At 69.4% G+C, this 15894-nt stretch carries 11 protein-coding genes and 1 tRNA gene; 5 read left to right on the top strand and 7 right to left on the bottom strand.

The genetic code is table 11. From position 1 onward, the window contains the following. Positions 1–126: 126 nt before the first annotated feature. The 3 genes from ABTU92_RS09345 to cpdR all read right to left on the bottom strand — a co-directional run bounded on the left by ABTU92_RS09345 (position 127) and on the right by cpdR (position 2025). Entirely contained in the window at positions 127–1137 is a 1011-nt protein-coding gene (locus tag ABTU92_RS09345) for a sensor histidine kinase (protein ID WP_408089891.1), read from the bottom strand. Positions 1138–1369: 232 nt separating this feature from the next. Beyond that, a tRNA-Val gene (locus tag ABTU92_RS09350) sits at positions 1370–1444 on the bottom strand. A 218-nt stretch (positions 1445–1662) separates the two neighbouring features. Next, positions 1663–2025: a cell cycle two-component system response regulator CpdR gene (cpdR, locus tag ABTU92_RS09355; protein ID WP_111358428.1), complete on the bottom strand. Its 363-nt coding sequence runs from the start codon at positions 2023–2025 to the stop codon at positions 1663–1665. A 358-nt stretch (positions 2026–2383) separates the two neighbouring features. Between cpdR and ABTU92_RS09360 the strand changes: the two genes are divergently transcribed. Then, positions 2384–3271, top strand: coding sequence for an N-formylglutamate amidohydrolase (locus ABTU92_RS09360; RefSeq protein ID WP_408089893.1), 888 nt, complete (start codon positions 2384–2386; stop codon positions 3269–3271). 368 nt (positions 3272–3639) lie between these two features. Here ABTU92_RS09360 and ABTU92_RS09365 read toward each other — a convergent pair whose 3' ends face one another. Next, positions 3640–4908 (bottom strand): nitrate/nitrite transporter, encoded by a 1269-nt coding sequence (locus ABTU92_RS09365; RefSeq protein WP_408089895.1) that lies wholly within the window; start codon positions 4906–4908, stop codon positions 3640–3642. Positions 4909–5148: 240 nt separating this feature from the next. Here ABTU92_RS09365 and hisN point away from each other — a divergent pair, with 240 nt between their 5' ends. Beyond that, the gene (hisN, locus tag ABTU92_RS09370; protein WP_408089897.1) at positions 5149–5934 is read left to right on the top strand and encodes a histidinol-phosphatase; all 786 of its coding nucleotides are present in this window, start codon (positions 5149–5151) and stop codon (positions 5932–5934) included. A 244-nt stretch (positions 5935–6178) separates the two neighbouring features. Here hisN and ABTU92_RS09375 read toward each other — a convergent pair whose 3' ends face one another. Continuing rightward, positions 6179–7126, bottom strand: a complete 948-nt coding sequence (locus tag ABTU92_RS09375) for an alpha/beta fold hydrolase (protein ID WP_408089899.1) — start codon at positions 7124–7126, stop codon at positions 6179–6181. A gap of 217 nt (positions 7127–7343) precedes the next feature. Between ABTU92_RS09375 and ABTU92_RS09380 the strand changes: the two genes are divergently transcribed. Then, positions 7344–7829 (top strand): Hsp20 family protein, encoded by a 486-nt coding sequence (locus ABTU92_RS09380; RefSeq protein WP_408089901.1) that lies wholly within the window; start codon positions 7344–7346, stop codon positions 7827–7829. A 194-nt stretch (positions 7830–8023) separates the two neighbouring features. On the opposite strand, the gene ABTU92_RS09385 is transcribed toward ABTU92_RS09380, so the two are convergent. Then, a complete protein-coding gene (locus ABTU92_RS09385; protein ID WP_408089903.1) occupies positions 8024–8479 on the bottom strand; it encodes a hypothetical protein in 456 nt (151 codons plus the stop codon). A 584-nt stretch (positions 8480–9063) separates the two neighbouring features. Here ABTU92_RS09385 and gltB point away from each other — a divergent pair. Both gltB and ABTU92_RS09395 read left to right on the top strand, forming a co-directional pair. Further along, positions 9064–13818, top strand: a complete 4755-nt coding sequence (gltB, locus tag ABTU92_RS09390) for a glutamate synthase large subunit (protein WP_408089905.1) — start codon at positions 9064–9066, stop codon at positions 13816–13818. Between the two features lie 224 nt (positions 13819–14042). After that, positions 14043–15458, top strand: a complete 1416-nt coding sequence (locus tag ABTU92_RS09395; protein ID WP_408089907.1) for a glutamate synthase subunit beta — start codon at positions 14043–14045, stop codon at positions 15456–15458. Positions 15459–15637: 179 nt separating this feature from the next. Here the strand turns inward: ABTU92_RS09395 and ABTU92_RS09400 are convergent. Next, on the bottom strand, positions 15638–15894 hold a 257-nt coding region (locus ABTU92_RS09400), incomplete at its 5' end, for a hypothetical protein (RefSeq protein WP_408089909.1).

Here is a 15894-nt window from a genome sequence, read left to right on the forward strand (position 1 = left end):
CGGAGAGGGCAGATCGGGGAGGGCAGCGGGGAGGACAGGTCGAGGAGGATGGTGGGCGCGACAGCGCGCGGCGAGCAACGGCATTCAAGCACCAATCAATCGAGATCATCGATTCGGCGCCGCCAGCTATTTTGCCAAGTGCTGCTTGCTCGCGCGCAACGTGACCACCACCCCCTCGTGTGACCAGTCGAAGGCGATGGAGCCGCCGAGCTGGGTCGTCACGCTCTGGGTGACCAGTTTGCTGCCGAAGCCCGATCGTTTCGACGGATTCGCGCCAGCCGGACCGCCGCGTTCAGTCCAGATGAGGACCACGTCATCATCATTGGCGCTGCACGATACGTCCAGGCTGCCGCGTTCGGTCGACAGCGCACCGTACTTGGCGGCATTTGTTGCGAGTTCATGGATGACCAGGGCGAGCGCGGTGCTCGCCGCTTGCCCGACGTTTATCTTCGGCACCGAGACACGGACCCGAACGGTGGCGCCCTTCTCGTCGTAAGGCGAAAGGACGATCGCAAGAATGTCACCGAGAAGGGCGGCCTCGGTCTTCTGGCCGGGCAGCGGGCGCACGAGAGTTTGCGCGCGCCCAAGCGCCATCAATCGGCTGGTGAGATTTTGCGCCATTTCCTCCTTCGTCTCGGCCGAGCGGGAGGTGATGTGCGTGAGCGCGGTTGCAATCTGCAGAAGGTTCATCACTCGGTGGCTCATCTCGCCAGCGAGCAACTCGTTGGCTTCCTCGGCCTGCTTGCGTTGGGTCACATCGAGGAAGACGCCGAACATGATCCGCTCGGCGATGTCGGCGTCGCTGCCCTGCCCCCGGGCGGATATCCACCGTAAATCCGTGTCGTGCAGAATCCGGAAGTCGATTTCATAGCCCCCGACAATCGCCCGCGTGGCGGCGAACGCCGACCTCACCCTCCTGAGGTCGGCCGGGTGGATGTTTTTAGATAAGGTTTCGAACGTGATCTCTTGGACGGTTTTCGGAATCCCCCATAGCTCATAGGCACGCTCATCCATGGTGATGGCGTCGGTATCGACATTCCACGACCATAATGAAACTCCGGCAGCGCGGGTGGCCGCGCGCAAGCGCTTTTCGTCCCACACGGGAAACGGCGGTCGGTTTGAAGGCCCGTCGGTCATATCCGTCTGCTCAGGGACATTCTATGTCCTGCCCTCTTCTCGTCTGTCGGACCGGCTCGGGGGCCGGACATTCAGCTGCCTGAAGCGGCTCGAAGTCGAGCAGTCGGGGAGCTCGGCGGAACAGCTGCACGGATTGCACGAGGGTTTCGTGCTTTGTTCCGCATGGGCACCATTCATCGCCCTGCAGAAAAGTTGCCGTTTTACGGTAACTCACTGAGTGTCGGGAACTAGGTGGTGGGCGCGACAGGGATCGAACCTGTGACCCCTACCATGTCAAGGTAGTGCTCTTCCGCTGAGCTACGCGCCCGCCGTCGGTGACGGCTTCGGGAGACTGGCCGAGGGCCGGTTCCCGGCCGGGACCGAGGTCCCGGGCCTCGGCGTGGTCGGGGCCGAGGTGACGGTTCCTATATCGGCTCGCTCGGGCCGGGGCAAGGGCGGAGACGAAGGCCGTGTGACGAAACGCTGCGCGATGGTCGAGGCCGGCGATTCGAGGCCTCGCCGGGCAGCGGATGCGGGCCGGCGGCCTCAGGCCGCGGTCAGCATCTTCTGGACCTCGGTGACCAGCTCGCGCAGGTGGAACGGCTTCGACAGCACCTTGGCGTGCTTGGGGGCGGCCGAATCGGGGTTGAGGGCGACGGCCGCGAAGCCGGTGATGAACATGATCTTGATGTCGGGGTCGAGCTCGGAGGCCCGGCGGGCGAGCTCGATGCCGTCCATCTCGGGCATCACGATGTCGGTCAGGAGGAGCTGGAACGGCTCCTCGCGCAGCCGGTGATACGCCGACAGGCCGTTGTCGTAGGAGGTGACCTCGTAGCCTGCGGTCTGCAGCGCCTTCACCAGAAAGCGGCGCATGTCGTTGTCGTCTTCAGCCAGCAGAATCCTGGACATCCCCGCACCCGGCTGTTCCATCGCGCGTTCCTGGCCGAATCCCGGCCAGCCCCGTTCCCGGTCCCTTGTTCAACATTCCATAAGCGCGAGTCCCGGTAAACACGAAGTGAAGCGGACGACGATCGCGCCTCGATCTCGCGCACATCGATCCTGCTCGGATGGATCTTCATCGCATCGACCTTGGCAGCGCGTGTCACATCATGGACAATGACGCCGCCGGACGACGCGACCGCCGCGCCGACCGGGCGAACGGGGCCGTGCCCCGACCTCCTTACCGGACCACCGTGCCGCGACGCCTGTTGCCGCGACCGGCCGTCCGGGTCCCGTCCCGAAAAGCGTCCAGGTCCGCCGCAGCCGCATGTCCGATTCGCCAGACGAGCTCGATCCCCCGTTCGATGTTCAGGAGCCGGCCGAGCTCGCCGGCCCGCTGGTGTTCAACTCGCCGCACAGCGGCTGCGTGTATCCGCGGATTTTCCTGGAGACGACCCGGCTCGACCTCGCCACCCTGCGGCGCTCCGAAGACACTTTCGTCGACGAGCTGTTCGCCGACGTGGTGGCGCGCGGCTACCCGCTGATGCGGGCGTTCTTCCCGCGCTGCTATGTCGACGTGAACCGTGAGCCTTACGAGCTCGATCCCCGCATGTTCGACGGCCGCCTGCCGTCCTACGCCAACACCCGCTCGATGCGGGTCGCCGGCGGGCTCGGCACCATCGCCCGGGTGGTCGGCGACGCGCAGGAGATTTACGGCCGGCGGCTGCCGGTCGACGACGCGCTCGCCCGCATCGAGACGCTCTACAAGCCGTATCACCGCACCTTGCGGCGGCTGCTCGGCCGCACCCAGCGCGATTTCGGCGTGGCGGTGCTGATCGACTGCCATTCGATGCCGTCCAGCGCCGGGCCGCGCGACGAGCGGCCGCGCGCCGACGTGATCCTCGGCGACCGCTACGGCACGAGCTGCTCGCCGATCGTCTCCGCCGCGGTCGAGACGGTGCTGCGGGATCTCGGCTATGTGGTCGGCCGCAACAAGCCCTATGCGGGCGGCTTCATCACCGAGCACTACGGCAGCCCGGCCACCGGCATCCATGTCCTGCAGTTCGAGATCAATCGCGGTCTCTACATGGACGAGCGGCGCCAGACCCGGACCAGCAGCTTCGAGCGGGTGATCGCCGACATCGGCGTGGTGGTCGACCGGCTCTCCGAGCTGTCGCCGGACGAGCTCAAGCCCTGCCGCGCCGCCGCCGAATAACCACTTCGACGCTAGTCTGTCGTGCTGGCGTATAAACGCGAGCAGGGGCCGTCATAATTGTTCGCTTCGGTGCGAGCACCCAAAGTTAATCAATCATAACGCGCAAGACGTCTACGCACGGTCGTGCTGATCACGTCCAAGTTATAATGACCGGCTGCCCAAGTGTAGCCACAAAAAAAAGGCCGCCAGCGCGTGCCAGCGGCCCAAGTCTAGGGAGGAAACGCCCAAGGAGGGCGGCGGTAACACGAGCGATCGCGCTACCGCACCGCCGAAATATGTCATCGCATCGCACCAATTGCAAGCCGAGCCCGGCATAGCGGCTCCGCGCCCGTAGGGTTCCTCGGCGGCAGTTGCGTTCGTGCCATAGTCTAACGGAGGGGGTCGCGGACTTTCACGTAGGCCAGCACACCGATTAGGCAGAACACAAATTGTGCAAGGAAAACCGCGCGGTATGCGTCGAGCGGATAGCGTCCGGCGACCGGGGCGAACTGGTGGATCAATAGTCCTCCGAGAAGCTGCGACAGAAAGCCGCCCCCCATTGTCCCCATGTTCATAAGTGTCATGCCGCGGCCGACCAAGCGGTCGGGGAAGCAGGCGCGCCCGTGGGCGATCACCACGGGCAGGAAGGCGGAGCAGAAGCCGAAGGCGGCGAGCCACGCCCACAGGGCCGGCGCCGGCAGGGTGCCGACGATCGCCAGCAGCAGGAGCAGCAGCGCCGTCGCCAGCGCGCCGATCAGGGTCGGGACCTTGTAGCCGCCGAACACCCGGTCGGCGGCGCCCCAGACGATCATCCCGGCCGCCTGGGTCAGGGCCGGCACGAACAGGAGGGCGCCGCGGGCGGTGAGGTCGTGGCCGTAGGCGTCGGTGAGGTAGGGGCCGCCCCACAAGCCGACCACGAGGGCGAAGCTCGAATAGGCGGTCAGGTTCATGACGAACAGGCGCGGTGCGTCGGGCAGGCGCCACACCGCCAGCACGCCGCGCAGCCCGTCGGCGACCGTCTCGCGGCGCGTCCCGGGCGCCGCCTTCGGCTCTCGCATCAGGACGGCGACCAGGAGCGCGATCACGCCCATCAACCCGGCCGTCGCGGCGAAGGTGGTGCGCCAGCCGACCGCCGCGGTGGCGAGGGCCAGCGGCGCCGTGGCGAACAGCGAGCCGAGGGTGCCGACGCCGAGCTGCAGGCCGGCCAGCGTCGCGAACCTCTCCGGCGGAAACGCCCGCGCATAGTAGGCGAGCGGCGCCATCAGGTAGCAGGCCGTGCCGATGCCCATCAGGGCGCGGGCGACCAGGAGCTCGCCGGCGTTCGCGGCGGCCGCGAACAGGAGCGTGCTGCCGATCACCAGGCCGGCGAAGGCGAGCATCACACGCTTCGGGCCGAAGCGGTCGATCGCCACGCCGAGCGGGATCTGCACGGCGACGAAGACGAAGAAGAAGACGCTCGACACCAGCGCCAGGTCCTTCGCCGACAGGCCGAGATCGGCCGTCAGGGTCGGCGCCAGCACGGCGATGCCGTTGCGCAGGAACTGGCTGACGAGATAGCCGGCGCCGAGGGTGGCGACGAGCGCCACCACGAGGGTCGTCGAGCGGACAGGGCGGCGGCCGCCGGCCGGGTCGGTCGGCGGGGACGAAGGGTCGGTCATGGCGAGGTCCCGGCGGGCCGTCGCGGCCCGGGGGTCGTCGTCGCACGCGGGCGGCCGTCGCCGCAAGGCCGCGCGAGAGGCGCGGACGGCCCGGCGAGACCAACGGCCGGGTTGCCCGTCGCCACGACCTCTTATACGCCATCCCGGTGTGGGTCGGCCGTCGGCGGGCCCGCGCCGGATCGGCACGGATCATTTTCATCGCAGGCCGCGGGATTGCCCCGCCGGGGCGAGGGGCCATCAATGACGGCAATCGATTTTTCGGCGTTCATCGACCGCCTGGCGACCGTGTCGGGAGAGGCGATCCTGCCGTTCTTCCGCACCTCGCTCACCGTCGACGACAAGAACGCGGGCGGCGCCTTCGACCCGGTCACGGCGGCCGACCGGGCGGCCGAGCTCGCCATGCGGGCGATGATCCGCGACACCTTTCCGAGCCACGGCATCGTCGGCGAGGAGTTCGGCGCCGACCGGCCGGACGCCGAATATGTCTGGGTGCTCGACCCGATCGACGGCACCAAGTCGTTCATCGCCGGCATGCCGGCCTGGGGCACGCTGATCGCGCTGACCCGCCGCGGCACCCCGGTGTTCGGCATGATGCACCAGCCCTATTACGGCGAGCGCTTCTCCGGCGACGGCAAGGCGGCGCGCTACCGGGGGCCGCGCAGCGAGCGGGCCATGCTGGTGCGCCCCTGCGAGAGCCTGGAGCGGGCCGTGCTGTTCACCACCAGCCCGCGGCTGATGAACGTCGCCGACCGCGCCGCCTTCGCCAAGGTCGAGGAGCAGGTGCGGCTCTCCCGCTACGGCGGCGACTGCTACGCCTATTGCATGCTGGCGGCCGGCCACATCGACCTGGTCATCGAGACCGAGCTCAAGCCGCACGACGTCGCCGCCCTGATCCCGATCATCTCGGGCGCCGGCGGCATCGTCACCACCTGGGAAGGGGCGCCGGCCGAGCGCGGCGGCCGCATCGTCGCGGCCGGCGACAAGCGCGTCCACGCCGCCGCCCTGATGGCGCTGCGGGCGGGGTGACGCCGGTCGAGGTCTCGTGTCCCGGGCGCGGCGCGACGCGCCGCGAACCGGGACCCAGGGGAGATGGAGCGAAGTGGTTGCCGTGCAGCCGTCATCCCGCCCGTCGTGGCGCCGCCGGTCGTGGCGCCCCTGGGCCCCGGCTCTGCGGCGCATCGGGCCTGCAGCCTGACGCGCCTTGTCCGGGGCACGCGGCCGTAACCGGGAGAGCTGATTCAATCCCTCGGGGGCGCCACGTGAATGGCACCTACCCGTACAGCGGCGTGCCCGGGACGAAGGCGTCGAAGGCGGCCCAGAACAGCTTTCGCAGCTGCTCCTGCTCCATCATCAGGTCGTGCAGGGCACCCGGGATGACCAGGTGCGAGCCGGCCCGCAGATTGAATCCGAAGCGCTCGATCGCCGCGGTCGAGATCATCGTGTCGTGGCCGCCGGCGATCAGCAGCATCGGCTGGCGCAGCCTTGCCGGATATTGCGGGCGCTGCATCGCCGCCATGGTGCGGAAGGCGGCGTCGGTCCAGGCGACCGTCGGGGCGCCGACGGCGAGGGCCGGCTCCGCCTCGATCACGGCGGCCGTCCGGGCATAGCGGATCGGATCGGAGGTCAGCGGATTGTCGGCGAACGGCTCCGCCGCGGCCGCCTGCCGGTTGCCGCCGGGTGCGGCGAGGCGGCCGAAGCCGAGGAGGCGCAGCGAGCGGGCGAAGGCCGGACCGGCGCCGAACAGCGGCCGCTGGGCCAGCCCGATCATCGGCGAGGCCAGCACCATGCGGTCGAACCAGCGATGGCCGCGCGCCGCCGACTCGATCAGCACGGTGGCGCCCATCCCGTGGCCGAGCGCGAAGAAGGGCGGCGGGCAGTCCGGCAGCACCACCTGCTTCACGAAGGTCTCGAGGTCGATCAGATAATCCGAGAAGCGTCGCGCGTGGCCCTTGCGGGGGTCGCGCACGGCGCGCTGCGACAGGCCCTGGCCGCGGAAGTCGATGGTCGCCACCGCGAAGCCGCGGCTGCGCAGGTCGTGCACCACCTCGAAATACTTCTCGATGAACTCGGCGCGACCCTGGAACAGGCAGACCGTGCCCTTGCGGCCCGGCGGCGGGGCGAAGCGGGCGTAGCGCAGCGTCACCCCGTCCGGGGTCTCGATGGCGCCGACGGCCGCGTCGGAGGGGGCCGGATTGGCCGGTATGGACACGAGCTTCACGGCGGGGACTTTCGACGCGAGGGGCCGGGCGGACGGCCGCTTATAGCAGGCCGGGGCGGCCGCTCAACCGGCCCGCGCCGCGGGCTCGCCGGGGTCTTGAAGCCTGTTTGGGGCGTCCCATATCACCATTGGCGCCGGCCATCCGGCGGCGCTCGAACGGGTCCGGCCAGCAGGCGGACCGTTTCGCGACGGCTCATCGCTCCTAGGAGGATATGCTATGCGCACGACTTTCGATCTCACGCCCCTCTACCGCTCGACCGTCGGCTTCGACCGGCTGTTCTCGATGCTCGACCAGGTGGCCGGCTACGACGGCCAGGGTGGCCAGGGCTCGAGCTACCCGCCCTACAACATCGAGCGGACCGGCGAGAACGCCTATCGCATCACGCTCGCCGTCGCCGGCTTCGCGGCCGCCGATCTCGCCATCGAGGCGAAGGAGAACACCCTGACGGTGCGGGGCGACAAGCAGGCGCCGAAGCAGGAGGAGAAGAAGGGCGAGGTCCTCTACCAGGGCATCGCGGCCCGCGCCTTCGAGCGCGCCTTCCAGCTCGCCGACTTCGTCGAGGTGCGCGGCGCCTCGCTGGAGAACGGGCTCCTGCACATCGACCTGGTCCGGGAGATTCCGGAGAAGATGAAGCCGCGCCAGATCGCCATCGGCAGCACCACGCCGGCGACCGGCAAGGTGATCGACGCCAAGGCCGCGTAAGGTCGGCCGCGTAGGGTCGGCGGCCCCGGCGCCGCAGACCCTTTGCTCGCGGCGTCCTGCGCGAAAAGGCCCGCGAGGAGCGCGCCCGAGAGTGCGCCTTATCGCGAAACTGGAAGCGCCCCGCCCGGGGCGCTTTCTTTTTTGTCGGGAGGCGATCCGGTACAGTCCGGCTCGGTCCGGTGCTCGCCGGACGTTCAATCGAGCGGCGCGACCGGGACGTCGATGGCGCCGGGGGCGCGCGGCGGCAGCTTGGGCTTCGGCCCGCCTGTGGCCGGCGTCGAGGGCCGGGTGGACGCCGTGGTGGCGGGATCACCGGCGCCGCCGGTGCCGCTCCCCCGCGCGGGGGTGCGCTCCGCCGTGTCGGCCGGGCGGCTTGCCTGGCTCGGCGGCCGCGCCGTCCGGCCGGCCGGGATGCTGCGCGGCGGCACCAGGCGCGGCTCGGCGCCGCGGCCGAAGATCCAGGGCGGGATCGGCCGGCGCACCTGCGGGGCGGCCCGGGGTGTGCTGCGGGGCTTCGGCTTGGCGGTAGGTCGGGCCGGCGGGGCGGGTGGCGTGCCGCTCGCCGCGGCGGGCTCGCCCGGCAGGGCGTCCACCCGGGCCGACAGCGCCGCGGCGGGCGTCACGGCCGTGCCGCAGACGGCCGCGATCATCGCGGCCGCGGCGACGGCGCGGAGCGGTCCGACGAGACGGCATGCGGCCTGACCGGTCGACCGTCGACAGCTCGAAGTGGTAGCGTTCCGCATGTCGGCCCTCCCCCGGTTGCCAGGAAGCTCTCTGAATCGGGCAGGGCTGGGGCGCTTCCGACGCGTGGCCGGCGCGCCCGGGCGCGCGTCGAAAAACCGCCGCCGGGCCGGTACTTCGATGCAGCGTGCAGTTGGCGTTCAGTGGCGCGCGCAATGAAATTCGGGCAAAGTCGCCGAATCTGAAACCCGGTGCCTTGAATGCATGGCAAGAGTTTGGCATTGTTATTTAGGACAGCATTGCTGTCCCAGTTTGAAGAATTGGTACTGACAGCTCCGGTCCGGGTCGCCCGCGATCCGATCCACGCGGACAACCGACGTGCGAAAGCCGGAGAGTGCCACATGGCGTCGATCGGCCCGATCTCCGGCCGGTGACATCGAGCCCGTTGGCGGCGCAGCACCGAGGGGTGCGGCGGCGCGACGGGCACGCCCGCGTCGGGACGGTCGTTTTGGTGAACGGTCGGCCCGGAGCGGCGAGCGAAGAGGGTTTGCACATGACCGCGATCAGGTCCGGCTCGGATTTCGAGGGCTCTCGTTTCGAAGGCGAGGCGGCCCCCCGGCAGACGGCGACTGCGGCGACGAAACCGACGACGGACGCGGCCGGCGCGACGCTGCCGGCCGCCGCGCTGGCGCGCGGCCTGTACGATCCGGCGCTCGAGAAGGACTCCTGCGGCGTCGGCTTCATCGCCGACATCAAAGGCCGCAAGTCGCACCAGATCGTCGCCGACGCGCTCGCGATCCTGTGCAACCTCGAGCATCGCGGCGCCGTCGGGGCCGATCCGCGCGCCGGCGACGGCGCCGGCATCCTGGTCCAGATCCCGCACGCCTTCTTCGCCCGCAAGGCGGCCGAGCTCGGTTTCGGGCTGCCGGAGCCGGGCCGCTACGGCGTCGCCCAGGTGTTCCTCCCGCACGACGAGGAGCGCCGCGAGGAGATCATGGATCTCGTCCGGGCGCAGGCCGCCCGCGAGGGCATGACGGTCCTCGGCTGGCGCGACGTGCCGACCGACAACTCGACGCTTGGCTGGTCGGTGAAGCCGACCGAGCCGTTCCACCGCCAGATCTTCATCGGGCTCGGCAGCCGCAAGCTCGACGAGGACACGTTCGAGCGGCGGCTCTACATCCTGCGCAAGACGATCTCGGGCCTTCTCTACGAGAAGCGCGGCCGCAACACCGCCATGTACTATCCGGTGTCGTTCTCGTGCCGCACCGTGATCTACAAGGGCATGTTCCTGGCCGACCAGCTCGGCACCTATTATCCGGACCTCTCCGAGCCGGACTTCGAGAGCGCGCTCGCGCTCGTCCACCAGCGCTTCTCGACCAACACGTTCCCGACCTGGTCGCTGGCGCATCCGTACCGCTTCATCGCCCACAACGGCGAGATCAACACGCTGCGCGGCAACGTCAACTGGATGGCGGCCCGCCAGGCCTCGGCGCGCTCCGAGCTGTTCGGCGACGACATCGAGCGGCTGTGGCCGATCTCCTACGAGGGCCAGTCGGACACGGCGTGCTTCGACAACGCGCTCGAGTTCCTGGTCCAGGGCGGCTACTCGCTCGCCCATGCCGTGATGATGATGATCCCCGAGGCGTGGGCCGGCAACCCGCTGATGGACGAGGAGCGGCGCGCCTTCTACGAATACAACGCCGCCCTGATGGAGCCGTGGGACGGCCCCGCCGCGATCGCCTTCACGGACGGCCGCCAGATCGGCGCGACGCTCGACCGCAACGGCCTGCGGCCGGCCCGCTACATCGTCACCCGCGACGACCGCATCCTGATGGCCTCCGAGATGGGCGTGCTGCCGATCCCGGAGAAGGACATCGTCCTCAAGTGGCGCCTCCAGCCCGGCAAGATGCTGCTCGTCGACCTCGTCGAGGGCCGGCTGATCCCGGACGACGAGATCAAGGCGCGGCTCGCCGGCGCCAACCCGTATCGCGACTGGCTCGCCCGCACCCAGCTCGTGCTCGAGGATCTGCCCAAGGCGAAGAGCGTCTCGGCCGCCTCCAACCTGCCGCTGCTCGATCGCCAGCAGGCGTTCGGCTACAGCCAGGAGGACGTCCGCATCCTGATGGCGCCGATGGGCGCGACCGGCGAGGAGCCGGTCGGCTCGATGGGCAACGACACGCCGATCTCGGCGCTGTCGTCGAAGTCGAAGCTGCTGTTCACCTACTTCAAGCAGAACTTCGCCCAGGTGACGAACCCGCCGATCGATCCGATCCGCGAGGAGATCGTCATGAGCCTCGTCTCGATCATCGGGCCGCGGCCGAACCTGTTCGATCTGGAAGGCGTGTCGCGCACCAAGCGGCTCGAGGTGCGTCAGCCGATCCTGACCAACGAGGATCTGGAGAAGATCCGCTCGATCGCCGACCTCGAGGGGTCGGAGTTCCGCTCGGTCACGCTCGACACCACCTGGGCGGCGGCGCGCGGCCCCGACGGTCTGCGTCCGGCGCTGGCCGAGCTGTGCGCCAAGGCCGAGCAGGCGGTGCGCGACGGAATCACCATCGTGATCCTGTCCGACCGCGCCGTGTCGACCGACCGGATCCCGATCCCGTCGCTGCTCGCCTGCGCGGCCGTGCACCATCATCTGATCAGGAAGGGCCTGCGCACCTCGGTCGGCCTCGTCGTCGAGTCCGGCGAGCCGCGCGAGGTGCACCACTTCTGCTGCCTCGCCGGCTATGGCGCCGAGGCGATCAATCCCTGGCTCGCCTTCGAGACGCTGCTCGCCATGAAGGACGATCTTCCCGTCAAGCTCGACGAGAAGGAGATCGTGAAGCGCTACATCAAGTCGATCAACAAGGGCCTGCTCAAGGTGATGTCCAAGATGGGCATCTCCACCTACCAGTCCTATTGCGGCGCCCAGATCTTCGACGCGGTGGGGCTCAAGTCGGACTTCGTGCACGCCTACTTCACCGGCACGGCGACCCGCATCGAGGGCGTCGACATCGAGGAGATCGCCGAGGAGACGGTGCGGCGCCATCGCGACGCCTTCGGCGACGCGCCGGTCTATCGCAACGCCCTCGACGTCGGCGGCGAGTACGCCTACCGCATCCGCGGCGAGGAGCACGTTTGGACGTCGTCGACGGTCGCGGCGCTCCAGCACGCGGTGCGCGGCAACTCGCAGGAGCGCTACCGCGCCTTCGCCGCGATGGTGAACGAGCAGTCCGAGCGGCTGCTCACCATCCGCGGCCTGTTCCGCATCAAGTCGGCGACCGAGGACGGCCGCGGCAAGGTGCCGCTCGACGAGGTCGAGCCGGCCAAGGAGATCGTCAAGCGCTTCGCCACCGGCGCGATGTCGTTCGGCTCGATCTCGCGCGAGGCGCACACGACGCTCGCCATCGCCATGAACCGGATCGGCGGCAAGTCGAATACCGGCGAGGGCGGCGAGGAGTCCGACCGCTTCAAGCCGATGCCGAACGGCGACTCGATGCGCTCGGCCATCAAGCAGGTGGCGTCGGGCCGCTTCGGCGTGACCACCGAATACCTGGTCAACTCCGACGTCATGCAGATCAAGATGGCGCAGGGGGCGAAGCCCGGCGAGGGCGGTCAGCTCCCCGGCCACAAGGTCGACAAGACGATCGCGCGGGTGCGCCACTCGACGCCCGGCGTCGGCCTGATCTCGCCGCCGCCGCATCACGACATCTACTCGATCGAGGATCTGGCGCAGCTCATCTTCGACCTGAAGAACGTCAACCCGGCCGGTGACGTCTCGGTGAAGCTCGTCTCCGAGGTCGGGGTCGGCACGGTCGCGGCCGGCGTCTCCAAGGCGCGCGCCGACCACGTGACGATCTCGGGCTTCGAGGGCGGCACCGGCGCCTCGCCGCTCACCGCCATCAAGCACGCCGGCAGCCCGTGGGAGATCGGCCTCGCCGAGACCCACCAGACGCTGGTCGCCAATCGGCTGCGCGGCCGCATCGCCGTGCAGGTCGACGGCGGCATCCGGTCCGGCCGCGACGTGGTGGTCGGCGCGCTGCTCGGCGCCGACGAGTTCGGCTTCGCCACCGCGCCGCTGATCGCGGCCGGCTGCATCATGATGCGCAAGTGCCATCTCAACACCTGCCCGGTCGGCGTCGCCACCCAGGACCCGGTGCTGCGCGCCCGCTTCAAGGGCATGCCCGAGCACGTCATCAACTACTTCTTCTTCGTCGCCGAAGAGGTGCGTGAGCTGATGGCCGAGATGGGCTACCGCCGCTTCGAGGACATGGTCGGCCAGATGCAGATGCTGGACCAGCGCCGGCTGGTCGAGCACTGGAAGGCCAAGGGCCTCGACTTCTCGCGCCTGTTCATGAAGCCGATGGCGCCGGACGGCGTGCACATCCGCAAGGTCGAGACGCAGGACCACGGCCTCGACAAGGTGCTCGACCGCAAGCTGATCGCCGAGGCGCAGGCGGCGCTCGACCGCGGCGCCCCGGTGCGCATCGTCGCGGCGATCCACAACACCGACCGCTCCGCTGGCGCGATGCTGTCGGGCGAGGTGGCCAAGCGCTACGGCCATGCCGGCCTGCCGGACGACACCATCCATGTCCGCCTCGTCGGCACCGCCGGCCAGAGCTTCGGCGCCTGGCTCGCCCACGGCGTCACCATGGAGCTCGAGGGCGACGCCAACGACTATGTCGGCAAGGGCCTGTCGGGCGGCCGCATCATCGTGCGGCCGGCGACCGACTCCGGCATCGTGCCGGAGGAGTCGATCATCGTCGGCAACACCGTGATGTACGGCGCCATCGCGGGCGAGTGCTACTTCCGCGGCGTCGCCGGCGAACGCTTCGCGGTGCGCAACTCCGGCGCGGTCGCAGTGGTCGAGGGGGCCGGCGATCACTGCTGCGAATACATGACCGGCGGCATCGTCGTGGTGCTCGGCAAGACCGGGCGCAACTTCGCGGCCGGCATGTCGGGCGGCGTCGCCTACGTGCTGGACGAGGACGGCGCCTTCCAGAGCCGCTGCAACATGGCGATGGTCGAGCTCGCGCCGCTGCCGGCCGAGGAGGCCGTCAACGCGGCCGCCTACGGCCACGCCAAGGATCTGGAGACGCCCGGCCGCGTCGAGGTGCTGCGCGACATGACGCGCTACGACTGCGAGCGGCTGCACCTCCTGATCACGCGGCACGCCCGCCTCGCCGGCTCCCGCCGGGCCCAGCAGATTCTGGACAACTGGGATGCGTACCTGCCCAAGTTCCGCAAGGTGATGCCGCTCGAATACAAGCGCGCGCTCGCCGAGCTCGCCAAGGAGCAGGAGGCCGCCATGCAGGCGGCGGAGTGAGGCGGACGCGAGACGGATAACATCCGCCTCGACCCTCGACGTCGTCATGCCCGGGCTCGTCCCGGGCATCCACGAGCTTCCGGCATCACCGGGACCAAGGCGTGGATGGCCGGGACGGGCCCGGCCATGACGAGCTTCGGACCGTGTCGGGGTGGACGCGTCCTGCGAGACTGAACAGACAGGCACCGGCCTCGACGTGCTGGTCGGCGGCAAGGATTTAGACGATGGGTAAGGTCACGGGTTTCCTGGAGTTCGAGCGCACCGACCGCAAGTACGCGCCGGTCGAGGAGCGCCTGCGCAACTACAACGAGTTCGTCATTCCGCTGCCGGAGAGCGATCTCAAGCAGCAGGCGGCGCGCTGCATGAATTGCGGCATCCCGTTCTGTCACACGGGCTGTCCGGTGAACAACCAGATCCCCGACTGGAACGACCTCGTCTATCTCGACGACTGGAAGACGGCGTCGGCGAATCTCCATTCGACCAACAACTTCCCGGAGTTCACCGGGCGCGTCTGCCCGGCGCCGTGCGAGGAGGCGTGCACCCTCAATCTCGAGGACACGCCCGTCACCATCAAGACGATCGAGTGCGCCATCGTCGACAAGGCGTTCGAGAACGGCTGGGTGAAGCCGGACGTGCCGGCGAAGAAGACGGGCCGCAAGGTCGCCGTGGTCGGCTCCGGCCCGGCCGGCCTCGCCGCCGCCGAGCAGCTCGCCCGCGCCGGCCACGACGTCCACGTCTTCGAGAAGTTCGCCAAGGCCGGCGGCCTCTTGCGCTACGGCATCCCGGACTTCAAGCTGGAGAAGCACCTGATCGACCGCCGCGTCTCGCTGATGGAGAGCGAGGGCGTCACCTTCCACTACGGCGCCCATGTCGGCGTCACGGTGAAGGCGAAGGAGCTCTTGGACGGCTTCGACGCCGTGGTGCTGGCCGGCGGCGCCGAGAAGCCGCGCGACCTGCCGATCCCGGGCCGCGAGCTCGACGGCATCCACTTCGCCATGGACTTCCTGCCGCAGCAGAACCGGCGGGTGGGCAAGGAGGCGTTCGACGCGACCGACATTCTCGCGACGGGCAAGAAGGTCGTCGTCATCGGCGGCGGCGACACCGGCTCGGACTGCATCGGCACCTCGGCCCGCCAGGGCGCGACCGCGATCGTGCAGCTCGAGATCCTGCCGATGCCGCCCGAGAAGGCCGACAAGCTGACCACCTGGCCGAACTGGCCGCTCAAGCTGCGCACCTCCTCGTCGCATCACGAGGGCGCCAGCCGCGAGTTCTCGGTGTTGACCGAGAAGTTCTCGGGCGAGAACGGCAAGGTGAAGACGCTCCACTGTGTGCGCGTCGACGATCGGATGAAGCCGATCCCGGGCTCGCAGTTCGAGATCGAGGCCGATCTCGTGCTGCTCGCCATGGGCTTCGTGCATCCGGTGAAGGAGGGCATGCTGGCCGAGCTCGGCGTCGCCCTCGATCCGCGCGGCAACGTCAAGGCCGACACCGAGGCCTACCGCACCTCGATCGACAAGGTGTTCGCCGCCGGCGACATGCGGCGCGGCCAGTCCCTGGTCGTCTGGGCGATCCGCGAAGGTCGCCAGGCCGCCCGCGCCGTCGACGAGTTCCTGATGGGCGTCTCCGCGCTGCCGCGGTGAGGCGTCCACGTCCGGCGCTGCCGTCGCCGTAGTCGCCGTAGGGTGGGCAAAGGCGCGCCTTTGCGCGCCGTGCCCACGCGGTCGCCGCGTGGCGGACAACTCGGCAATTCGGTCGTTATCAGGACAGCGTGGGCACGGCGCTATGCGCCTTTGCCCACCCTACGACTCCCGAACTCGCGTCAGCGACCGCCGCCGAACAGGAACGGGAAGAAGGTCGGGCGCTGCGGCGCCTGGCGATACTGCTGCTGATATTGCGGCTGCCGGTAGGGCTGGCCGAACCAGCCGCCGCCGCCGCCCCAGAACGACTGCTGCTGCTGGTACTGCGGCTGCGGCGCCCGGGCGACGCGCGGCGCGCTCGGGCCGGGCGGCTTCGGCGCGGTCCTCGAATGGGACGGGCGCACGCGCGAGCTGAAGGGCGCCGAGCCGCTGACCACCA

It is taken from the genome of Rhodoplanes sp. SY1 (genome assembly GCF_046000175.1).
Classification (GTDB): Bacteria; Pseudomonadota; Alphaproteobacteria; order Rhizobiales; family Xanthobacteraceae; genus Rhodoplanes.